The 22,915-nt window shown below is 68.9% G+C and carries 16 protein-coding genes; 11 read left to right on the top strand and 5 right to left on the bottom strand.

Annotated features, from left to right (window positions below; translation table 11 throughout):
• Nucleotides 1–216: 216 nt before the first annotated feature.
• Nucleotides 217–531, top strand: a complete 315-nt coding sequence (locus AC07OA_RS13055; RefSeq protein WP_494664235.1) for a Rieske (2Fe-2S) protein — start codon at nt 217–219, stop codon at nt 529–531.
• On the opposite strand, the gene AC07OA_RS13050 is transcribed toward AC07OA_RS13055, so the two are convergent.
• Together AC07OA_RS13050 and AC07OA_RS13045 are read right to left on the bottom strand one after the other, a co-directional pair.
• On the bottom strand, nt 528–1,508 hold the full coding sequence (locus AC07OA_RS13050; RefSeq protein WP_494664234.1) for a helix-turn-helix transcriptional regulator: 981 nt from the start codon (nt 1,506–1,508) through the stop codon (nt 528–530). The genes AC07OA_RS13055 and AC07OA_RS13050 overlap by 4 nt on opposite strands.
• A gap of 222 nt (nt 1,509–1,730) precedes the next feature.
• Nucleotides 1,731–4,130, bottom strand: a complete 2,400-nt coding sequence (locus AC07OA_RS13045) for a TonB-dependent receptor (protein WP_494664233.1) — start codon at nt 4,128–4,130, stop codon at nt 1,731–1,733.
• A 360-nt stretch (nt 4,131–4,490) separates the two neighbouring features.
• Between AC07OA_RS13045 and AC07OA_RS13040 the strand changes: the two genes are divergently transcribed.
• The 5 genes from AC07OA_RS13040 to AC07OA_RS13020 all read left to right on the top strand — a co-directional run bounded on the left by AC07OA_RS13040 (nt 4,491) and on the right by AC07OA_RS13020 (nt 9,446).
• The gene (locus AC07OA_RS13040; protein WP_494664232.1) at nt 4,491–5,306 is read left to right on the top strand and encodes an SDR family NAD(P)-dependent oxidoreductase; all 816 of its coding nucleotides are present in this window, start codon (nt 4,491–4,493) and stop codon (nt 5,304–5,306) included.
• Nucleotides 5,307–5,319: 13 nt separating this feature from the next.
• Nucleotides 5,320–6,636, top strand: a complete 1,317-nt coding sequence (locus AC07OA_RS13035; RefSeq protein ID WP_494664231.1) for a cytochrome P450 — start codon at nt 5,320–5,322, stop codon at nt 6,634–6,636.
• A gap of 9 nt (nt 6,637–6,645) precedes the next feature.
• Entirely contained in the window at nt 6,646–7,497 is an 852-nt protein-coding gene (locus AC07OA_RS13030; protein WP_494664230.1) for an SDR family NAD(P)-dependent oxidoreductase, read from the top strand.
• A complete protein-coding gene (locus AC07OA_RS13025) occupies nt 7,494–7,817 on the top strand; it encodes a 2Fe-2S iron-sulfur cluster-binding protein (RefSeq protein WP_494664229.1) in 324 nt (107 codons plus the stop codon). Before AC07OA_RS13030 ends, AC07OA_RS13025 begins: the two co-directional genes overlap by 4 nt.
• Nucleotides 7,818–7,895: 78 nt before the next feature.
• A complete protein-coding gene (locus AC07OA_RS13020; protein ID WP_494664228.1) occupies nt 7,896–9,446 on the top strand; it encodes an AMP-binding protein in 1,551 nt (516 codons plus the stop codon).
• Between the two features lie 109 nt (nt 9,447–9,555).
• Here the strand turns inward: AC07OA_RS13020 and AC07OA_RS13015 are convergent, their stop codons facing one another.
• On the bottom strand, nt 9,556–10,026 hold the full coding sequence (locus AC07OA_RS13015; protein WP_494664227.1) for a VOC family protein: 471 nt from the start codon (nt 10,024–10,026) through the stop codon (nt 9,556–9,558).
• A 210-nt stretch (nt 10,027–10,236) separates the two neighbouring features.
• Here AC07OA_RS13015 and AC07OA_RS13010 point away from each other — a divergent pair, with 210 nt between their 5' ends.
• Genes AC07OA_RS13010 through AC07OA_RS13000 form a run of 3 tightly spaced genes read left to right on the top strand, consistent with a single transcriptional unit; the run spans nt 10,237 to nt 16,445 of the window.
• Nucleotides 10,237–11,511, top strand: coding sequence for a metal-dependent hydrolase family protein (locus AC07OA_RS13010; RefSeq protein ID WP_494664226.1), 1,275 nt, complete (start codon nt 10,237–10,239; stop codon nt 11,509–11,511).
• Nucleotides 11,512–11,538: 27 nt separating this feature from the next.
• The gene (locus AC07OA_RS13005) at nt 11,539–12,963 is read left to right on the top strand and encodes an aromatic ring-hydroxylating oxygenase subunit alpha (RefSeq protein WP_494664225.1); all 1,425 of its coding nucleotides are present in this window, start codon (nt 11,539–11,541) and stop codon (nt 12,961–12,963) included.
• A complete protein-coding gene (locus AC07OA_RS13000; RefSeq protein WP_494664224.1) occupies nt 12,960–16,445 on the top strand; it encodes an indolepyruvate ferredoxin oxidoreductase family protein in 3,486 nt (1,161 codons plus the stop codon). Before AC07OA_RS13005 ends, AC07OA_RS13000 begins: the two co-directional genes overlap by 4 nt.
• Here the strand turns inward: AC07OA_RS13000 and AC07OA_RS12995 are convergent.
• Both AC07OA_RS12995 and AC07OA_RS12990 read right to left on the bottom strand, forming a co-directional pair.
• A complete protein-coding gene (locus AC07OA_RS12995; protein ID WP_494664223.1) occupies nt 16,442–17,653 on the bottom strand; it encodes a phytanoyl-CoA dioxygenase family protein in 1,212 nt (403 codons plus the stop codon). The two genes, AC07OA_RS13000 and AC07OA_RS12995, sit on opposite strands and share 4 nt — an antisense overlap.
• Before the next feature lie 17 nt (nt 17,654–17,670).
• Nucleotides 17,671–18,246 carry a TetR/AcrR family transcriptional regulator gene (locus AC07OA_RS12990; protein WP_494664222.1) on the bottom strand — a complete coding sequence of 192 codons (576 nt, stop codon included), beginning with the start codon at nt 18,244–18,246 and terminating at the stop codon, nt 17,671–17,673.
• 244 nt (nt 18,247–18,490) lie between these two features.
• Between AC07OA_RS12990 and AC07OA_RS12985 the strand changes: the two genes are divergently transcribed.
• A complete protein-coding gene (locus tag AC07OA_RS12985; protein WP_494664221.1) occupies nt 18,491–20,587 on the top strand; it encodes a tyrosinase family protein in 2,097 nt (698 codons plus the stop codon).
• A gap of 16 nt (nt 20,588–20,603) precedes the next feature.
• Entirely contained in the window at nt 20,604–22,901 is a 2,298-nt protein-coding gene (locus AC07OA_RS12980) for a LodA/GoxA family CTQ-dependent oxidase (protein WP_494664220.1), read from the top strand.
• Nucleotides 22,902–22,915 lie beyond the last annotated feature (14 nt).

Below are 22,915 nucleotides of genomic sequence, written 5' to 3'. Positions count from 1 at the left end.
GCCTTTGCGATCCTGGCTAGGCCTGGGCGTGAGGGGCCGCAAGCGTCCGCGAGAGGCGCTGCAATCTGCGGCAAGACGGGGTGCACACAGCGCCTAGCGCGGCTCGCGCACGCGGATCGCCGGGCGTTTTTCCAGTCAAGATCGACTGCGCGCCGCGTCATTCGGCGCCCCGGCCAGCGTGCTACGAGCTTGGCTCCAGAAGCGTGCGGACACCCCATGACGTCAGAGCCATTCACCCGGGTCCTCCAGGAAAGCGAACTGCCGGCGGGCGGTCGCAAGGTGGTCGAGATCGGGGGAAAGCCGGTCCTGTTGTGCCACACGGGCGGCAAGGTCCACGCGATTTCCAACATCTGCTCCCACGCCGACGAGAAGCTGGAATGCGGCCGCATGTCGGCCAGCTGGATCGCCTGCCCGGTCCACGGCGCCCGCTTCGACCTGACCACCGGCGCGGCCAAGAACCCCCCGGCCACCCGGCCCATCGCGGTCTATGCGGTGCGGGTGGTCGACGGGTGGATCGAGGTGGGCGCCTAGGCCGCTCCCGCCGCCGTGGCGTTCAGCGCCCGGAACTCGCGCGGGGCCGTCGCATAGCGGGTCTTGAACATGCGGCTGAAGTGGGCGCTGCTCTTGAAGCCGGCCAGATAGGCGATCTCGCAGATCGAATAGTGCTGCATGCGCTCGTCCTTGAGCCAGGCCTGGGCCGTCTCGATCCGCTTGTCCCAGACCATGTTGGAGAACGACAGGCCGGTCTTCTTCAGCACGTGGCAGAGATAGCGATGCGAGATCCCGCAGCTCTCGGCCACCATCTTGGCGTTGAGGTCGCAGTTGGAGAAATGCTGGTTGATGTAGCGGGTGATGTCGGCCACCCGGCGGTCGCCGATCGAGTTGCGCGGGGCCACGTCGCCGGTGATGCGGGCGATGGTCTTGCCCAGGCCGTTCAGCAGGGCCTGGACCAACTGCTCGGCGACCTCGGGGTCGATCAGGCCGTCTTCTTCGAACAGCAGGGTGAAGACCCGCTCGGCCAGGAACACGTCGCCGGCCGCGCTGGGGAAGGGCCGGCCCACCTCGACGCTTTCGCTGATCAGCGAGTGCAGTTTGTGGGAGGGCACCACCACGTGCATGGCCTCCAGATAGCCGCTGTCGTCGGGGGTCAGCTCCATGTAGAACGGCCGCGCCGAGCGGGTGATCGCGCATTCGTGCGGATTGATCGAATAGCGCCCGCCGCCGTGCGAAACGGTGATCTGGCCGTGCCGCACGAACCAGAAGACGGTGACGTTGGTCTTGTCGTTGCGGATGTGCGCCCACGACCGCCGGAAGGCCAGGCCCGCCTGGGAGGTCAGCTTGTAGATCGAGAACTCGCCGGCCAGGCTCTTCTCGATCCGCATGTCGACCTCGCGCGTCGACAGCGGCGTCAGGTCGCCGTCGTAGTAGTCGACGTTGTTCTTGCCGCGAAACTCGTAGCGCCGCATTTCGTGGTTCGCGGTCGTCATGTCGAAGGCCAGCACGGGCATCTGGGGTTCGTCTCCCTGGGCGCGCTCTTACGGCGTCTGCTGAGGGGACGATAACACGCCAAAACGCCTATAACCGGATCGGGCCGCCGCATCGCTCGGGCGATCAGATCCCGATCCCCGCGATCACTTCGCCGCGAGGCCGGGTGGGGTTCCAACGCCGGGATTCAAAGCCCCCGGGGCGGTCATCGGGAGCGGCCTGAGCCGCCCCCGGAACGGTTGAACCTAGAAGCGGACCGACAGCTCCAGGCCGTAGGTGCGCGGCTCGCCCACGGCGGCGGCGTTGTGGCCCAGGGCCGCGGCCAGGGTCATGCCGCCGACGAAATATTCCTCCTTGGTCAGGTTCTTGCCGAACAGCGCCGCATTGACCTTCGAGCCCATGACGCCGTTCCAGTTCAGCCGGCCGTTCAGCAGGGTGTAGCCGGGCAGGCGGGTGCCGGGGGCGATGGAGCCGGCGGCGTTGGAGAAGTACTGGGCGCCCTGGCTGTAGACCTCGGCGCGCAGGCTGATCTCGCCGACGGCGTCGGGCGTCGGGAAGTCGATCTGGGCGTAGGCCGAGCCCGAGGCCTTGGGCGTGTCGCCCACCGGGCCGTACTGATAGGGCGTGCCGAACAGGGTGATGTTCCCGTCGGTGAACTTGGCCTTGGTATAGGCGCCCGACGCCCCCAGCTGCAGCCAGTCGGTTGGGTTGATCGTCGCCTCGGCCTCGAACCCGCGCACGACGGACTTGGGCACGTTGGCCGTCACGGCGATGGAGGCCAGGCCCCCGGGGCCGTCCGGATCGGGGAACTCGACGCGCTGCACGTCCTGGATCCACTGGTTGTAGACGGCGACGGCGAAGCTGGCCGGACGGCCGAAGGCCTGGCCGTGGTACTTCAGGCCGCCCTCGATGTCCTGGGTGTGCTCGGAGTCGAACTGGTTGCCGCCGCCGGTCGCGTCGGCGTTCACGGGCGGGGCCGCGCCGTTGAAGCCGCCGCTGCGGAAGCTGCCCCGGGTCTTCAGATAGGCGAACAGCTCAGGCGAGGCCTGGTACTCGACGCCCACTTCCCAGCTGGGGTCCTTGAAGGTGCGGGCCTGGTCGGGCGCGCCGTAGGTGTAGGTGGCGCGCGGCAGCTGCGAGATCTCGACGTGCTCGCGGGTGTAGCGCAGGCCCGCGGTGATCTTCACGTCGGTCAGGCCCTTGGAGGTCAGATCATAGGTGCCCTGGGCGTAGACGGCCTGAGTCTTGTTGCGCAGGCGGAAGGCGTTGGTGACCGGCGAGGGCGGGATGACCGGGCTGACGTCGAAATAGGTCTGGGGCCAGATGGTGTCGGTGCGCTGGCTCTGGAAATAGGCCCCGACGATATAGCTCAGGTCGCCGCCGGCCGCCTTGCCCTGCAGCTGGATCTCGTCGGAGATCGAGCGGACGTGCTGCTCGTTGCCGGTCTCGCCGGTGGCGACGTTCTGGGTCAGGATCGTCACGAACGGTGCGCCCAGCTGGGGCTGCTGCGAGATCACGTCCGACTTGGTGGCGCCGAAGATGTTCTTGATCTGGATGTCGTCGTTCACGGCATAGGTGCTGGTGTTGGACACCGACCAGTCCTCGCCCCGATGGCTGGCGCCGCTGGGGTGGTTGGTGACGTACGGGCCAAGCCGCCGCTGCTCGTCGACATAGGCCAGCAGGCCCCCGGCATAGGCCTTGGGATGGGCGGCCAGATAAGCGGCCCATGAGCCCGCGCCGGCCACCGAGTCCAGTCCAGGCCCGAATAGCAGGCCGCTGGAGCAGGTGAGGGCGAAGCCGTTGTTGGTCTGGCCGCAGCCGTAGACGCTGTAGGTGTAGGACGCGCCGGTATTGGTGCCGTGGGTGTGGCCGTACTGGGCGATGGTGGTGTTGCTGAAGGCCTCGCTGGGCTTGACCGTCAGCGACAGGCGGCCGCCCTCGCGCTTGGTCTCGCCCAGGTCCTCGCCGTCGTAGAGGTTATGGATGTAGCCGTCGCGGCGGATGATGTCGAAGGCCCCGCGCAGCAGCACCTTGTCCTCGACGATGGGCACATTGAGCATGCCCTCGACCTCGCGCAGGTTCAGATTGCCGATCCGCCCGCGCACCAGGGCCGAGACCTCGTTGGTCGGCTTGGCCGAGGTGTAGAGCACTGCCCCGCCGGTGGCGTTGCGGCCGAACAGCGTGCCTTGCGGCCCTTTCAGCACCTGCACCGAGTCCAGGTCGTAGAAGGTCGAGGCGCCGCTGACCGTCAGGGGCACTTCGTTCAGATAGGTGACCACGGCCGAGGGCGAACCGCTGAAGGTGTCGGCCGTCTGGCCGCGCAGCGAATAGGTCAGCGAGTTGTTGCCCTGGGTCTGGCGGATGGTCAGGCCCGGCGCGCCGGCCTGCAGGTCGGAGTCGGTGTGGATCGAGCGCTGGGTCAGCTGCTCGCCGCTGACGGCGGTGACGGCGATGGGCACCCGGGCCAGGCTCTCGTTGCGGCGGCGGGCGGTGACCATCACCTCGTCCACGGCGGCGGGCTGGTCGGCCTGGGCGGTGGTCGTGGCCTGGGCCCAGGCGCCGGCCGGCGTCAGGGCGAGGGCGGCGAGGGCCGAGCTGGACAGGACCAGTGTCCGCAGCAGGCGGCGGCTTTGACGGCAAGTCATGATGTTTCTCCCCCTGGCCACGTGGGTCCAGGAGGGGCCCCGCGGCGCTTATGTCGTTGGCATTCGGGGGCATATCGGCGACGGCGGATCGCCGACGGCAATGTCTGGGCAGGCAACGCGACGCGCCTGGAGGTGCGGTTTCCAGCCCGGACAAGCGGGGGCGCCAGCAGGGGCAAGGCCCGGGCTCTCCGCACCGCTGCGCCGGGCCGCTTGCCGCAAATTGTCATCCGACTTGATCAGGACCGCGACCGCCTCTGATCCCGGCTTTTGCCGTTGGCGGAGCGTGAGACAACGACGCTAAGAGGCGAGCCAGAGAACGCCCGAAGAGCGCGTCAAACCACACAACCAGCGGGAAGAGACATGGGCGGAACGAATGGGACGGACGCCGCCGGCAAGCCGGTCGTCCTGATCACCGGGGCTAGCGCCGGCATCGGCGCGGCGACCGCCCGGCGGTTCGCGGAGGGCGGCTTCCGCATCGTCGCCGTGGCCCGCCGCCAGGCGCCGCTGGACCAGTTGGCCGCCGAGCTGTCGGGCCTGACCGAGGTCGCCACTCTGGCCGTCGACGTCGCCGCGCCGGGGGCACCGGAGGAGGCGGTGAAGCTGGCCATCGAGCGGTTCGGTCGCCTGGACAGCCTGGTCAACAACGCCGGTTCGGGCAAATGGGCCCCGGTCCATCTGACCGACGACGCGACGCTGAACGAGGTGATCGAGATCAGCCTGAAGGCGCCGTTCCGCTTCTGCCGGGCGGCCCTGGCCGAGATGAAGGCCGGCTCGTCCATCGTCACGGTGGGCTCGACCTTCGGCATCCTGGGCGGGCTGGACGGCGGGGCCTATTGTGCGGTGAAGGCGGGGCTGATCGGCCTGACCCAGACCCTGGCGGCCCAGTACGGCGCCATCGGCGTCCGCTCCAACCTGGTCGCGCCCGGCATCATCAAGACCGACATGACCAAGGACTACTGGGAGGCCGCGCCGTTCCGCCGGCTGAACCACGAGATGACGCCCTTCGACCGCGAGGGCACCGCGCAGGACGTGGCCAACGCCATCTTCTTCCTGGCGTCGGACCAGGGCAGCTACATCAACGGCCAGACCATCGCGCTGGACGGCGGTTGGGCCACCACCAAGTACCTCAGCGTCGAGGCGCTGATGGCCGAGCGCGTTCCGCAAGCGGCCGAGTAGGGGAGGGACGATCATGGCTTCCACGGGAACCGAAACAGTCGCGCCGGCGACCTGCCCGATGCGCGGCGCCGACGCCGCCACGCTGCTGGCCCGGGGCTCGCTGACCGACCCGGAAATCTCGGCGCGTCCCAAGCCCTATTACGACGCCATGCGCGCCGACGACCCGGTGCACTATGACGAGAAGCTGGGCATGTACCTGGTCTCGCGCTTCGACGACATCCAGACCGTCCAGCGCGACCCGGTCACCTTCTCGGTCGAGCACGGCTACAGCGAACAGTACGCCAAGGGCTTCGCGGCCGAGTTCAAGGAGATCCTGATCCGCGACGGCGGCGGCTTCTTCCCCGACGCGATCATGACGGATCCGCCGTACCACACGCGCATCCGCAACCTGATGAACCACGCCTTCTCGGCCCACCGGGTCAAGCAGCTGGAGCCCGAGATCGAGACCATCGTCGGCGAGGTCATCGAGAGCTTCGCCGCCAAGGGCGCGGCCGACGCGGTCAAGGACTTCTCGGTGCCCGTCACCATCCGGGTGATCTGCGAGCAACTGGGCCTGGGCGACGGCGACGCCGACAAGATCCAGCGCTGGTCCCTGGCGGTCACCGCCCAGATCGGCCGCATGCAGAACCGCGAGCAGATGCTCGATAACGCCCGCGAGATCTGCGACCTGCAGAACTATCTGATCGGCCACGTCCACGACCGCGAGGCCAATCCGGCCGAGGACATGATCTCCGACATGGTCCACGCCACGACCGAGGATCCGGAAAACCCCAAGCTGACCTTCCACGAGGTGGTGTCGCTGGTCCGGGCCCTGCTGATCGCCGGCAACGAGACCACGGCCACGGCCATGACCAATCTGATGTTCATCCTGGCCACCCAGCCGGACGTGGCCCAGGTGCTGCAGGACTCGGTGGACGACGACCGTCTGCTCAATCGCTTCGTCGAGGAGCTTCTGCGCATCGAGCCGCCCGTGCGGGGCCTGTCGCGCATGACCACCCGCGAGGTCGAGGTGGGCGGCAAGCTGCTGCCCAAGGGCGCGCACCTGCTGCTGATGTACGCCTCGGGCAATGACGACGAGACGCAGTTCGCCTGCCCGCGCGACTTCGACCTGAATCGGGGGAATCTCGGCAAGCACCTGGCCTTCGGCGGCGGCCCGCACCGCTGCATCGGCCTGTCGCTGGCCCGCATGGAGATCCGAGTCGCGGCCCGCGAGGTGGTCAAGCGGCTGAAGGACATCAAGCTGGCCATCCCGGTCGAGGAGATCAAATACTTGCCGACCGTGGCGACCCACTCGATCGAGCGGCTGCCGATCACCTTCACGCGCCGCTAGGAGCTGGCTTTGGGGCAGGAACTATCGGGCAAGGTCGCCATCGTCACCGGCGGCGCGGGCGGCATCGGGAAGGCCACGGTCGAGACCTTCGTCGCCGAGGGCGCGCGGGTGGTCATCGCCGACGTCGATGTCGAGGCGGGCGAGGCGCTGGCCAAGTCGCTGGGCAAGGACGCGGTCTTCCACCGGGTGGACGTCTCGAAGGCCGGTGACATCCAGGCGGTGGTCGATCTGGCCGTCGAGCGGTTCGGCGGGCTGCATGTGATGTTCAACAACGCCGGCATCTCCGGCGGGCGCCATCCGCACTTCCTCGACGACGACCTGGAGGACTTCAACACGGTGATCGGCGTCAACCTCTACGGGGTGATGATCGGGACCCAGCGGGCGGCGCGGCACATGGCCAGGAACGGCGGCGGGGTGGTGTTGAACAACGCCTCCATCGCCGGGATCATGGCCGGCCAGGCGCTGATGAGCTACCGCGCCTCCAAGGCCGCGGTGATCCACCTGACCAAGTCGCTGGCCATCGACCTGGCCAAGCACCGCATTCGCGTGAACTGCCTGGCGCCGGGCCACATCCGCACGCCGATCCACGTGATGACGACGCAGGAGCTGTCCAACGACGTCGGCGCGCGCCTGCAGGCGGCCCTGGCCCCGGTCTGGGATTCCAACAAGCCGCTCAAGCGCGACGGCGTGCCGGCCGACGTGGCCCAGGCGGCCCTGTTCCTGGCCAGCGACCGCGCGGCCCAGATCACTGGCGCCATCCTGCCCGTCGACGGCGGCATCTCGGCCGGTGACAGCGTCAACCACCTGGAGGAGATCCTGGCGGTCCAGGCCAGCGTGCTCGGGGGCGAGGACGAGGGGTGAGCGGCATCACCGTGACGCTGGTCCAGGACGACGGAACGGTCCGGACCATCCAGAACATCGGCCCCAACCAGACCCTGATGGAGGTGGCCCGCGCCAACGGCGTCGAGGGCATCCTCGCCGACTGCGGCGGGGCCTGCGCCTGCGCCATCTGCCATGTCTATGTCGATCCCGACTGGCAGGACCGCGTCGGTCCGCCCAACGCCATCGAGGCCGAGATGCTGGACATGGTCGACGACCTTCGCCCGGGCAGTCGCCTGTCGTGCCAGGTCCGTCTGGAGCCGGAGCTCGACGGGCTGCGGGTTACGGTCGCGCGGGTCTGATTTAGCGCCCGCCCGATACCGCGTGGCCAGGACACCGAGGGCGGTTGTCATCCCGCGCGCCGCGTGGAGGCTGTGCGCATGATCGACGACGAAGACGACCTGCATCGCCCGCTCTACACCGGCGACGTGCTGGCCAACGCCCTGAACAACGGCGGCGACCGCCCGCTGCTGCACCTGAAGGATGGCCCCACCCTGACGGTGGCGCAGGTCCGCGACGCGGCCAGCCGATACGCCCAGGCCCTGGCCAGCCTGGGTGTCGTCCAGGGCGTGCGGGTGGCGATGATCTCGCCCAACCGGCCTGAATGTCTGCACGTGACCAACGCGACCCAGATGCTGGCGGCGGTCTATGTGCCCCTGCATCCGCTGAGCGGCCTGGCCGACCACCTGCACGTGATCCGTGACGCGGGCGTGCAGGTGCTGATCTTCGACGTCGAGCGCTTTGAAGTTCGTGCCCGTGAGCTGGCTGAGGCGGTTCCGGGCCTGCGCCTGCTGGCCTTCGGCGACAGCACGCTGGGCGAGGACCTGTTCACACTGGCCCAAGGTTTCGAACCCCAGCCGCTGGTCCCGCCGCGCGTGGGCCCGCACGACATCGTCCGCATGGGCTATTCGGGCGGCACCACCGGCAAGCCCAAGGCCCTGCCCAGTTGCCACCGCACGGCCATCACCACCCTGCAGCTGATGATGACCGACTGGGAGTGGCCCCAGCCGCCGCACGTCCTGGCCTGCGCGCCCCTGACCCACGCGGGCGGGGCGCTGTTCATGCCGACCCTGCTGCTGGGCGGCACCTTGCGGGTGCTGCCGACCTTCGAGCCCGTGGCGGTGATGCAGGCGATCCAGGAGCACCGCATCAACTGCATGCTGCTGGTCCCGACCATGATCTACGCCCTGCTGGACCACCCGCGTTTCGACGAGTTCGACCTGTCGAGCCTGGAGACGGTGTTCTACGGCGCCTCGTCGATTTCGCCGGCGCGGCTGAAGGAGGCCATCGAACGGATCGGGCCGGTGTTCAGCCAGTTCTACGGCCAGGCCGAGGCGCCGATGGCCATCACCACCCTGCGCAAGGCCGAGCACGACGTGACCGACCCGCGCCGCCTGGCCAGCTGCGGCCGGCCCAGCCCGTGGATCCGCCTGGCCCTGCTGGACGCCGAGGGCCGCCCCGTGCCCGACGGCGAGCCCGGCGAGGTGTGCGTGTGCGGTCCGCTGGTGATGGACGGCTATCGCGACCCGGACCTGACTGCCGAGGCCCTGCGCGACGGCTGGCTGCACACCGGCGACGTCGCCGTGCGCGATCCCGGCGGCTTCCTGCGCATCGTCGACCGCACCAAGGACATGATCGTCTCGGGCGGCTTCAACATCTATCCGCGCGAGATCGAGGACATCATCGCCGAGCACCCGGCCGTCTCGCAGGTGGCGGTGATCGGCGTGCCGCACGACAAGTGGGGCGAGGCGGTCAAGGCGCTGGTGGTGCTGAGGCCCGGGCAGTCGGCGGACGAGGGCGAGCTGGTCGCGGCGGTGGCGGCGAGGAAGGGCTCCTACCAGGCGCCCAAGTCGGTGGAGTTCGTCGAGGCCATCCCGCTGACGCCGGTGGGCAAGCCGGACAAGAAGGTGCTCAGGGCGCGGTACCGATAGGCGCTGAAGACCCCCTCAGTCGCTACGCGACAGCTCCCCCAAAGGGGGAGCATTGCACGGCGCAAATCCTCCCCCTTTGGGGGAGGTGGCCCAGAGGGCCGGAGGGGGCCTACCGCGCCGGCAGCTTGTCCAACCGGAACCCGCAGTCCGGCGCCGTCTCCTGCACCTCGATCACATTGCCCTCGGGGTCGCGTCCGTACACCGACTTCACGTGCCCCGCGTCCACCGGACACGGCGAGCCGAAGGTCATGCCCAGGCCTCTCAGGCGCTCGTACTCGAACGCGATGTCGGTCACGTCCACGCAGAAGTGGGTGTAGCCCTTGTCGTAGGGATCGAGCGCCTTGGTTACGGTTGGCGCCGGCGCGGCGAACTCGAAGAGCTCGATGTAGCAGGTGCCCGCCCGCATCATCACCGTGCGCGCGGCCGAACCGGGCACGTCGATGATCTGGTCGATGACCGGCTCTTTCTCCCACACATAGATGTCGCCCACGGTCTCGAAGCCGAAGGCCTCGCGGTAGAAGGCGATCATGCGGTCCAGGTCGCGGACGTGGATCCCCACGTGGTGGATGCCTGTGATCATCGCGTGTCCGCCCCTGTTCCCGGCGCCCTGAAGCGGCGCTCTTGCCCGGCGGACGATGGCGAACTTGCTCTGGTCGGACAACGGCGCGGAGGGGCGCTAGCAGACCCAGACAAATGCGGGTGCATGCCCGATCATTCAGGCGCCGGGGCCCCTGGCGGTATCCTCCAACTCGAATTCGCCGACCAGTGCGAAGAGACGAGGAACGAGCCAATGGGCAACACGCTGATCGCCGGCGCGACGATCTGGGACGCGAGCGGGGCGGGCGCCTTCGCCGGCGATGTCCTGATTGAGGGCAATCGTATCCGCGCCGTCTCGCGGGCGCCGGGGCAACTGGCCGGGGCCGGCGCCGAGGTCATCGACGGGGCGGGCCTGTTCCTGATGCCCGGCATGACCGAGGGCCACGCCCATCTGTCGTTCGAGAACGTCTGCGCCACCGAGGACCTGATCAAGCCCTCGCCCGAGGAGCAGGTGTTCACCGCCGCCCGGGGGGCCAAGGCGCTGATCGACGCCGGCTTCACCAGCGCCTATGGCGCGTCCGAGGCCAAGCTGCGGCTGGCCGTGGCCGTGCGCAAGGAGGTCGAGGCCGGACGACTGCCGGGGCCGCGCATCCGCGCCGGCGGGCTGGAGATCAGCGTCACCGGCGCCATGGGCGACGAGAGCTTCGAGCACAATCCGCGCGTCGGTCCGGCCACCATCGTCGATGGGGTGGAGGAGATGCGCCGCGCGGTGCGGCTGCACTGCCGCGAGGGCGTGGACAACATCAAGCTGGATGTCTCGGGCGACCCCTTCTACCCGAACACCCCCGGCCACACGACGCCGATGACCTTCGACGAGATCCGCGTCGCGGCCGAAACCGCCCACGCCTACGGTCGCAAGATCAACGCCCACACCCGGTCGATCGAGGGCTCCAAGTCCTGCGTCCGGGCCGGCGTCGACGGCCTGTTCCACGTCGAATACTCCGACGACGAACTGCTGGACCTGATGGAGGAGGCCAAGGACCGCATCTTCGTGGTCCCGACCGTCGGCCTGTTCCACCAGATCATGAAGGGCGAGGCCTCGGCCCACGGCCTGACGCCGGAAGTCGGCGGCTACATGAACATCCCCGACCTGCTCGAGAATTCGATCAAGACCCACACCGAGCTGCGCAAGCGGGGCATCCGGCACCTGATCGGCGGCGACTACGGCTTCGGCTGGAGCCGGCAGGGCGAGCAGGCCCGCGATCTGCAGTTCTTCGTCGAATACTACGGCTACACGCCGCAGGACGCGCTGGTCTGCGCCACCCGCAACGGCGGCCTGGCGATGCGTGGCGAAGGCGACCTGGGCGTGATCCGCGAGGGCGCCTTGGCCGACCTGCTGTTAGTCGCCGGCGATCCCCTGAAGGACATCGCCGTCCTCACCGACCACGATCGCCTGGCGCTGATCATGAAGGACGGCCAGGTCCACAAGAACGACACCGGCGCCGCCCGGCGCAGCGCCGCGGCTTAAGCCCCGCTTGGACATCGGAGACCACACATGAACATCCAGGTCGGCAAGCTGCAGCCCGGCGAAGCCCGCTGTCCCGCCGTCAGCACCCAGGAGATCATCGCCAAGGACAAGGTCGCGGCCCCCGGCTGGGTGCGCTCGGAGTCCTACGAATTCCTGGGCGACGAGGACATCTCGACCGACCGCTATATCGACCCGGCCTTCGCCAAGGCCGAGATGGAGCGGCTGTGGACCCGCACCTGGCAGTTCGCCTGCCGCGAGGAGCACATCCCGCAGGTCGGCGACTACTCTGTCTACGACATCGGGCCGTATTCGTTCATCGTCACCCGGGTGGCCGAGCACGAGATCAAGGCCCACTTCAACGCCTGCCTCCATCGTGGAACCAAGCTGCGCCCGTCGGGCACCGAAGGCAGCGCCAGCGAGTTCCAGTGCCCGTTCCATGGCTGGAGCTGGAACCTGGACGGCAGCAACAAGCGCATCGTCTGCCCGTGGGACTTCCCGCACGCCGACCCCGAGCAGTTCAAGCTGCCGGAAGCCCGCGTCCAGACCCTGGGCGGCTTCGTCTGGATCAACATGGACCCCGAGGCGCCGAGCCTTGAGGACTATCTGGGCGAGGAGGTACTGGCCCACTTCAAGGCCTGGAAGCTGGAGGACCGCTACATCCACGTCCACGTCCAGAAGTCGTTCCCGGCCAACTGGAAGCTGACGGTCGAGGCGTTCCTGGAGGCCTATCACGTCATCGAGACCCACCCGCAGGTGGCGCCCTCCAACGCCGACGCCAACTCGCAGTACGACGTCTATGGCGAGCACGTGAACCGCTTCATCTCGCCGCTGGGCGTGTGCAGCCCGCACCTGGAGGGCAAGTACAGCGAGCAGGACATCCTGGACCAGTTCACGGTCGGCGACGGCACGATGCTGGGCGCAGATCGTCCGTCCGTCGGTGAAGGCACGGCGCGCCAGGCCATGGCCGACATGTTCCGGGGCATGTTCGAGCAGGCCACCAACAGCGACCTTTCCAAGGTCTCGGACTCCGAGATCCTCGACTGCTTCTCCTACACCGTCTTCCCCAACACCTACGTCTTCCCGGGCATCTCGCTGCCGATGGTCTACCGCTTCCGGCCCGACCCCAAGGACCATCGCCGCTGCATCTACGAGGTGATGTTCATGCGCCCGGTTCCGCTGGACGGCCCGCGCCCGATGCCGGCCGAGCCGGTGGTGCTGACCGACGCCCAGTCCTTCACCGAGGCCGAGGGCATGGACCCGGGCTTCGGCAAAATCCTCGATCAGGACACGGACAATCTCTACGCCCAGCAGGAAGGCCTGGAGGCCAGCGCCAAGCACGGCCTGACCCTGGGCAACTATCAGGAGATCCGCATCCGCCACTTCGAGAAGGCGGTCGACAAGTACATGGCCATGCCGCCCAAGACCCCGGACTGGAAGCGTCGTAAGGCGTGACCAAGACCGTCGTTTCGCTGGCGGACCGCTTCGAGCAACGGTCCGGCCAGGTCTTTCTGTCGTCGATGCAGGCCCTGGTGCGCCTGCCCCTGGACCAGGCCCGGCGCGACCGCGCGGCGGGGCTGGTCACCGGCGGCTATGTCACCGGCTATCGCGGCTCGCCGATCACGACGCTGGACGCCCAGCTGTGGGCCTCGGAGAAACTGCTCGGCGCCCACGACATCCATTTCGAGCCCGGTCTGAACGAAGAGCTGGCGGCCACCAGCCTGCGCGGGACCCAGCAGCTGCACTGGTTCGGCAAGTCGAAATTCCAGGGCGTCTTCGCCATGTGGTACGCCAAGGGCCTGGGCGTCGACCGAGCCTGCGAGGCGCTGAAGCTGGCCAATTTCGAGGGCACGGCCGCGCACGGCGGGGTGCTGGTGGTGGCCGGCGACGACCACGCCGCCAAGTCCTCGGCCTCGGCCCACCAGTCCGAGCACACCCTGATCGTCGGCTTCCTGCCGATCCTGGCGCCGTCGACCACCGACGAGATCCTGGCCTATGGTCAACTGGGCTGGGAGATGTCGCGCTACAGCGGGCTCTATGTGGGCCTGAAGACCGTCACCGACACCCTGGACCTGACCTCGTCGGTGATCCTGCCCGAGCTTTCCGTCGTGCGCCCCGACCGGATCGGTGGCGTCGATCTGAACCTGCAACGCGGCCTGCCGGCGCTGCGGCAGGAAGCGCTGGTCGTCAACGAGCGCCTACCGGCCGCCGTCGCCTTCGCGCGGGCCAATGGACTGAACCGTCACATCATCGACCCCGAGCGTCGCGGGCTGACCCTGGTCACTGCCGGCAAGTCGTATCTGGACGTGCGCCAGGCGCTCCAGGATCTGGGCCTGGACGAGGCCCGCTGCCAGGCGTTGGGCATCGGCCTGGTCAAGCTGGGCATGACCTGGCCGCTGGACCAGGACTTCATCCGCCAGACCTGCGCCGGCGCCCGCGAGCTGCTGGTGGTCGAGGAGAAGCGTCCGGTCATCGAGGAGCAACTGGCCGTCGCCCTCTACGGCATGGCCGGCGAGCGGCCGGCGATCCTGGGCAAGCGCGACGAGCAGGGCAGGGCGCTGTTCCCGCTGGACGGGGTGCTGGACGCGGGGATGGTGCGCCGCGCCCTGGTCCGGCGGCTCGAAGGTCTGGGCCTGGCGGACGACGCCCTGCGGGCCCGCGCGGCGCAACTGGAGGCGCTGGACAACGCCGCCGTCGCCGCGACCTCGGCGATCCGTCCGGCCTATTTCTGCTCGGGCTGCCCGCATAACTCCAGCACGGTGGTGCCGGACGGCAGCTTCGCCATGGGCGCCACCGGCTGCCACGGCCTGGCCGCCTTCATGCCCGAGCGCAAGACCATGAACGTCGTGGGCATGGGCGCGGAGGGCATGCCCTGGGTCGCGGCCCAACGGTTCGTGGAGACGAAGCACGCCTTCTCCAACATGGGCGATGGCACCTATACCCACTCCGGTATCTTGGCGATCCGGGCGGCGGTGGCGGCCAATACGAACGTCACGTTCAAGATTCTCTACAACGACGCGGTGGCCATGACCGGCGGCCAGCCGCTGGAGGGCAATGTCAGCGTCGACCTGATCGTGAACGAACTGCTGGCCGAGCGCGTGTCGCCGGTGGTGCTGGTCAGCGACGAGCCCGAACGCTTCGAAGGCGGGCGGCTGCCGGCCAGCGTGCGGGTCCTGCACCGCGATCACCTCGACGCCGTCCAGCGCGAGCTGCGCGAGGTGAAGGGCGTCTCGGCCATCGTCTACGAGCAGACCTGCGCCAACGAGAAGCGCCGCCGTCGCAAGCGAGGAACCGCGACCGATCCCGACCTGCGCCTGTTCATCAATCCGGCTGTCTGCGATGGCTGCGGCGACTGCTCGCGCCAGTCCAACTGCGTCAGCATCCAGCCGCTGGAGACCGAGTTCGGCCGCAAGCGGGCCATCGACCAGTCCAACTGCAACAAGGACTACAGCTGCGTGAAGGGCTTCTGCCCGTCGTTCGTCAATGTGCGCGGCGCCAAGCTGGCCAAGCGGGCGCTGGACCTGGCCGCGCTGAAGCCCTGGATCGACCGGCTGCCCGAGCCGAAGGTCGCGGACGTCTCCGGCAGCTATTCGATGCTGGTCACCGGCATCGGCGGCACCGGCGTGCTGACCGTGGGCGCGATCCTGGGCACGGCGGCCCACATCGAGGGCAAGAGCGCCAAGGTGCTGGACATGACAGGCATGGCCCAGAAGGGCGGCGGGGTGATGAGCCATGTGCGGTTCGGCGCGGCCGCCGACCAGATCCCCAGCGCGCGCCTGGGCGTGGGCCAGACCGATCTGCTGATCGCCTGCGATCTGATCGTCGCCTCGGGCGCGGACGTGGCCAGGACGGTGCGGCCCGACACGCGAGTGATCGCCAACGCCGACGTCGTGCCCACCGGCGAGTTCCAGACCAGGCAGGACGTCGATCTCAGCCCTTCCGTCTTCCTGCCCGCCCTCCAGCAGCGGGTGGCCGAGGGGCAGATCGATCTCGTCCAGGCCAACGCCCTGGCCGGCAAGCTGCTGGGCGACACCATCTTCACCAACCTGATGATGGTGGGTTTCGCCGCCCAGAAGGGCCTGCTGCCGGTCGGTCTGGCGGCCGTCGAAGAGGCGGTGACGCTGAACGGCACGGCGGTGAAGGCCAACCTCCAGGCCCTGACCCTGGGCCGGATCGCGGCCCAGTTCCCGGACGAGCTCCTGACCTTCGCCGGCCTGGCGGGCGAAGCGGCCTCGCCCAAGCCCCGCACGCTGGCCGCGATGCTGGAAAGCCGCACTCGCCACCTGACCGCCTATCAGGACGAAGCCTACGCCCGACGCTACCAGGACTTCGTGGCCCGGGCGGGCGAGCGGCTGCGCGCGCGCGGCGTCGGCGGCATCGAGCCGTTCCTCACCGCCGTGGCCGACCAGCTGGCCCGGCTGATGGCCTACAAGGACGAGTACGAGGTGGCGCGCCTCTACACCCTGCCGGCTTTCCGGGCGGGCTTGGAGGCCCAGTTCGACGGCGACTTCCGGATCTCGCTGAACCTGGCGCCGCCCCTGCTGGCCTGGCGCAAGGACGCCAAGACCGGACGGCCGCGCAAGATCGAAGTCGGGGCCTGGATCCTGCCGGTGTTTCGCCTGCTGGCCCGGCTGAAGGGCCTGCGCGGCACGCCGCTGGACGTGGCCGGCTACACCGCCGAACGGCGGATGGAGCGGCGGCTGATCGGCGAGTACGAAGCGCTGATCCTGTCGCTGGTCGAGACCGTGACCGACGAGGCCCTGCCCATCGCAACCCAGTTGGCCGCCGCCGCCTCGGCCATCGCCGGCTACGGCCCGGTCAAGGAGGCCGGCGTGAAGGTCTGGCGCGAGCGCGTGGTCCAGCTGACGGACGCCTACGACCAAGCCCTCAGGGCCGAGCGCGCGCCCTCGGAACGGCCCCTGGAGACCGTCGGCTAGGACGCGCGGTGCAGCTCGTCCATCCGCTCGCGGATGGCGTTCACCGAGGTGTCGACCACGCCCTCGACCTCGGCGGGCGGAGCCAGGGGGATCTCGGTGTACATCACCCGGCGCTCGGCGAAGACCGGCGGGGTGGCCTCGTGCAGGGTGCACGACAGGTGCGCCGTCAGGTCGCCCGCCGCCGTGGTCAGGGCCACCACCGGCAGGTAGGGCCGGGTCTTGGCGATCTCGACCGGCATGGCCACGCGGTGCGAGCCGGCGATCACGCGCAGGCCGCCGTTCTCGGCCGGGGTCGAGGTCAGCGGCACGCCGATGGTCAGACGGGCGCAGACGTAGCTGTGGCGGCCCAGGTGGCAGTCGCGGTGGAAGGTGACGTCCGACGGGCCGGCGACCACGCCGACGGGTTTGTACAGCGCCTCCAGCGTCCGCGCCTCGTTGGCGGGGTCGGCCAGGAGGTCCTGATCCGCGATCACCTCGCGCAGCCGCTTCCAGGCCGGGCCCGAGAGAAGGTCCGCCGCCGCCGGGGAATGACCGACGAACGACTGCATCCGCACGCAGCAGCGCGCGCCGTCCTTCAGGGTGGCCCACCACGACTGGCCGTCGCCCTCGGCGTAGTGGGGCAGGGCGCGGTCCATGTCGGCGACGACGCGGGCCGTGTCGGCCGGATCCAGCCAGCCCTTCAGGTGCAGATAGCCGGCCTCGCGCAGGAAGTGGGCGATGTCGGCGGGATCGTCGTCAGGCGTGAAGCTGGCGTTCAGGTCCAGCGGCGCGCCGTGGCGGTCGAGGAAGGCGATGGCCGGTTCGACCACCGGCCAGCCCTCCAGCAGTGCGATCCACAGCGAGTCCCAGATCGACACCGCCGTGCGGTCGCCCTCCAGCACCTGCAGGGCGCGCATGACCCCGAAGCCGTTGAAGCTGACCTGGTTCTGCGCCCAGTCCGAGAACTGCTCGGGCGACAGGGCGATCCGCAGGGCGCCCGGCGCGGCGCCGGGGCGGGCCACCAGGGTGTCGCCGTCGGGCAGGATCGACCAGGCCGCGCCGTCGATCTCGACGGTCAGGGGCGGGGCGTCCAGAGCGCGGGCGCCGTCGGCCGCCAGGCGCCCGTGGGCGGCGGCCAGGCGCGGGAAGGTCTCGGCGAAGAAGGCGGCGGGCGCGATGTGGCGGCGGTCGGCGTCGCGGCGCGTGCGGCGGTCCAGCTGGAAGGGCATGGCGGTCTCCTGTCGGATCAGGTTTCGGCGGGCAGCAGGGCGGCGATCGCCGCGTCGCACTCGGCGGCCAGGTCGAAGCCCTGGTCCGCGCGCAGCCACTGCTGCTCCAGCCCGCCGATCAGGGCCAGGACGGCGCGGGCCGCCCGGCGGGGATCGGCGACGTGGCCGGCCAGCAGGCTGGCGAACTCGGTCAGCACCATCGCCTCGCGCTTCAGGAAATAGTCGAAGGCGGGGTGGTCGCGGTTCAGGGCTTCGGACTGCAGGACGGTCATCAGCCGCAGCAGCTCGGGTTGGGCCGCCGAGCGCGCCGCGATGGCGTGGAGCACCCGCAGGACCGTCTCCCGCGGATAGCCCGCCTGCGTCGGCGGCTCCAGGTTCAGGTCGGCGGGGATGATGGCGGCCTCGCGCCGGTCGCGCTCGCGCAGGATCTCGACCAGCAGCAGCTCCTTGGAGCCGAAATAGTGCAGCAGGCCGCCGTTGGTCAGGCCGCAGGCCTGGGCCAGGTTCTGCACCGTGAAGCCGTGATAGCCCAGCTGGCCGATTAGCCGGATGGCCTCCTCCAGGATCTGCTGGCGGCGAAGTTCGGGGGGCATCCGCCGATGCGTGCGCTCGATCATCTCGACACCATTATTGACTGACCATTTAGTCAATAGCGACCATCACGTTCATTCGCAAGAGGGAGCAAGCTCAGGTGTTGTATGACACTATGAGTTGTGCTTACCTGAAGTTCCCGTGTGTGTTGGGTGGCCCGTTCGACGGGCTCCGACGGCGCGGGCAACGCGCGTCCAGCGCGGGGAACAGGGGCGGGCGTCGACCCATCGAAGGGGCAAGGCAGACATGGTGGAAACGCGATACGCGCGCGTTCGCTCGATACTGGACGCCGCCGCCGCCGACAGCACCGCCGACTACGGCGGGGCGGGGCGGTTCTGGGACCTGGATCTCGACGACTTCAAGTCCGCCACGATTTACGGCGTGCCGATGATCGCCCCGGCGGCGACCGGCGGCAGCTGCTGCGGCAAGGGCGAGGGCCGGGGCGCCGCCTCGGGCTTGGTCAAGGGCCTGCGGGGCCAGGCGCCGTTCGACGGCGGCCGTTTCCCGCCGCTGCCGTGGGGCGGCAAGCCGGTCGCGCCGGCCGACATCGACTTCATCAGCGAATGGATCGACGACGACTGTCCGGCCAAGGATCGCGAGGTGCTGCTCGACGCCGGTCCGCTGAAGGAGCAGAAGCGCGGCGGCGAGCTGATCCGCGTCACCGAGATCGCCGAGTTCCCGGCGCTGGGCGACGACCAGGAACGCCCCGCGCCGCGTCCGGGCGAACCGCGCCAGCGCGCCAATCTGGACCTCATGAGCGACGCCCAGGTGGAGCGCCTGCGCCGGGGCTTCCGCAAGGCGTACGACCTGAACCACTGGCCGGAGGACCGGCGCAGCTACAACAACCAGGCCCTGGTCCACCAGAACCACTGCCAGCACGGCTGGGAGCGCTTCCTGCCCTGGCACCGGGCCTATCTCTACGAGTTCGAGCAGAACCTCCAGGACCTGGAGCCCGGGGTCATGCTGCCCTACTGGGACTGGACCATGCCCCAGTACCGACCGCACGAGCCGGACAAGGGCTGGGTCATCCCCAAGGCGCTGAAGGCCTATCTGACGCCCGAGGCCGCCAAGACCCTGATCGAGAGCCTGTCGCCCCGGCCGGACGGCGCCCAGGCCAAGGCCATCATGCGCATGGCCGAGGACGGCGAGCTGTTCAACTCGCAGCACGCGTTCTTCTGCAAGCTGATCGGCAAGATCGGCTACACCGACATCACGCCCAGCGAGAAGAACCCCAACCGCCGGGCCTGCATCGACGCCCTGCTGGCGTCCAACCCGCTCTGGTACCCGCTGCGCTATCCGGCCGAGTACCGCGGCAAGACCATCAATCAGGCGATCCACTACCACTACCCGTCCGGCGAGGACATGGCGCAGATCATGCGCCTGAACAACTTCCGGGACTTCGGGGGCGGGCCGATCTACGACGCGGCGTTCGGCTTCCTCGACCAGAACCCGCACAACACCATGCACATCTGGACCGGCGGCTATAATCCGGAGACGGATTCGGACGGCAATGTGCTGCCGGCCTTCGCCTGCGACCCGAAGGCGGCGAGCCCGGCGGCGTTGGCGGCCGTCTCGGACCTGGGGCGCAAGCGCAACCTGATGGCCCAGGTCGGCGGTCGGCGGTTCCACGCCCGCGAGGACCTCTATTCCCAGCCCTCCGTCGGCGACATGTTCAGCAACCTGACCGCGTCCTACGACCCGGTGTTCTGGCCCATCCACGTCAATATCGACCGCGTCTGGCACGAGTGGCAGACGCTCAATCCCAACGCCGAGCCGGTCGACCAGGCCGCCGTCCTGTCGCCGTGGAACTACACGGTGCGCGACACCCTGGACATGTCGCGCTTCGGCTACGAATACGTGCGCGGCTCGCACTTCATGCCGGTCGGGCTGGAAGCCACGATCGACCGCTTCGTCTCGGCGCCCATTCCGGTCGGCGACCGGGCCAAGGGCTTCAGGCGGGCCGAAATCCGCCTGCACGAAGTGCCCCAGCTCTCCCGCTCGTGCTTCGTGCGCGCCTTCCTCAACGATCCGAAGGCCAACGCCTCGACGCCGCTGTCGGGCAATCCGCATTATGCCGGCTATATCTCGATCTTCGGCCACGGCGCCTGCTACGGCGGCCCGGGCCATTGCGATATCCCGCCGGCGCGACCGCGCGACTACGACCTGCGCGGTCGCAGCCACAACACCCCGCGCAATCATCGCATCGACGTCACCGCCAGCGCCAAGGCGCTGCTGGCCAAGGCGGACGCCTTGCAGATCACGCTGGTGGTGATCGGCGGCGACTACCACGAAGAGACCGATCTTCTCAAACTCGAGGGCGTGTCCCTCGGCTTCTTCGACTGAGCCGGGAGAGGCGCCAATGGCCACCTACAAGATCCACCCGGGCATCGGTATCGCGCGCCTAGGCAACAGCGAAACCGATTTCTACCTGGCCCCGGAGGTAGCGGCGGGCATGCCCCAGGCGTGCGACGCCTATGGCAATCCGGTCTATGCCGCCGACGGGATCACGCCCCTGCCGGTCAGCGCGTTCAAGGACGCCCAGGGCAAGGTCAAGCGCCAGGGCGCGCGCTTCCAGATCTATGTCTATGACGACGAGTCGCCCGAGGGGCGGCCGCTGAAGCTGGGCGATACGGTGGAAGGCGGCGGCAACGACGGCGTGCTGGTCGACATCCAGTGGCGCGTCTATTTGGCCAACAAGAAGGCCTCCTGGTACACCTTCAAGCAGACCGAGGGCGAGCACGGCTACCCCGACGACCACCCGCGCCGCAACGCCTCGGAGACCGACCGCGACCGGCTGGTCATCGATCCCGGCCCGCGCATCGTCAACGCCACCGACCGTCGCCGCGCCCGCTTCGACCGCGAGGGGGCCAACGCCTACGCCACCACCTTCCCGCCCCAGGACACCCAGCCGTTCTCGATCGACACCCTGGGCGAGCTGGTCACCGACGACCAGGGCCGGCTGATCGTGCTGGGCGGCCACGGGCGCTCGGGGTCCGAGCTTTCCGGCCCGGGCCAGCCGCGCATCGACGACTACGCCAATACCGACGGCTGGTACGACGACACCTCGGACGGCCCGGTGATGGCCCGCCTGATCATGTATTCCAAGGAAGTGACGCAGACGCGTTACATCGACGTGGAATATCCGGCCTGGGCCGTCGTCGGCTATCCGCGTTTCGCGCCCCAGATCCTCGACATGATCACCATGGACGAGGTGCTGCAGGACCTGTTCATCCGCCAGTTCGCGACCGAGACCAGCCTCTATGGCCAGCTCGGTTCGTTCGACAACCCGCCCACGATCCCGTTCCGCGACGAGGGGGCGATCCTGCATTGGCAGGCCGGTCGCCTGGCCTGGAACCGCGCCTACCGGCCGTGGTTCTTCCGCGACATCTGGCCGATCCTGTTCCGGCCCGACGAGTTCCGCTACCTGACCAGCATCCTCCAGCAGTCGAACTATCCGCACGACCAAGCCAAGCGCGGCACCTTCGATCCCTACAAGCTGTGCATCGCGCCGGGCTCACCCCGCGAGGTGGCGGCCGAGATCAAGATCGCGACCGCCAAGGAGAACGCCGCCGAGGGGCCGCAATCGGCCGCCGCGACCCCGCCGCCCACGGCCGCGCACCTGCGGCGCGACGCCAGCCAGGGCGAGGCCATCGTCGACACCAAGGCCCGTCACGTCGACGCCCATGTCCGCGACCCCTACGGGCCGATGCGCCGCTTCCTGTTCGACCTCTTGCGCCGCAGCGGCGAGGAGAACGCCTTCCACGTCGACGACCGCGTGGGCAGCCGCATTCACGACCTGCCGCTGATGCCGCTGCTGGCCGGCGACAATCCGCTGTCCAACGTCGCGCCCAGCAAGTTCCTGCGGCTGACCGACACCCAGCTTTTCCTGCTCAGCCAATGGGCCGACGGCTGCTTCATCGACGACATGGCCGAGGGTTGGCTGCCGGAGGGCTATTCGCCGTTCCTGCCCTATCCTCAGACGCCGCCGGCCACGGCGCGCGAGCTGGATCGGGGCGTGCTCAGCAACGTGCTGGGCGGCGCCTTCTGTCCGGGCGGCGAGATCGGCTGGATCATGCGCAACCCGTCGATCTACTGGGACGCCTATCGCATCAAGGCCGACCGTTCGGTCTCCGATTTCCTGCAGAGCGCCGCCCAGGCCAACCAGTTCCACGGCACGGTCTCGGCGGACTACACCTTCAATGTCGGCGACACCCTCAGCCAGGACACCGACTTCCAGGTCGGCCTGCAGCCGGGCGACCTGACCAAGTATTCGGCCCTGCCCTGGCAGGCGGACTTCAACGAGTGCACCACCCAGACGATCGATGTCACCTTCAGCGACTGGAACGCCATCAATCCCAAGAGCGGGAACAACGCCCGCCTGGCCGCCGAGAAGCGGGTCTGGGAAACCCTGTGGTGGCCGGCGCACCGGCCGCTGCAGTCCTACGAACTGGTCACCAAGCCCGACGCGAAGGGCAATCCGGGGACCTATGTCTGGACAGACTGGAGCCGGGGCGTGCAGCAGACCTCGGCCGGCGACCTTAAGATGGTCACCGAGTGGTCCAAGCTCGGCTTCATCATCCGCAACCCCTACGAGGGCCCCCAGCTCCAGCCGGCGGACTTGCTGAACGAGAAATACATCAGCGTCGAGCGCTCCTGACGAGCGCCGCCCAC

The organism is Caulobacter sp. GW821-FHT09B08 (genome assembly GCF_059418225.1).
The sequence above is the reverse complement of the archived record's forward strand: the minus strand, read 5'-3'. Positions and strand labels throughout refer to the sequence as shown.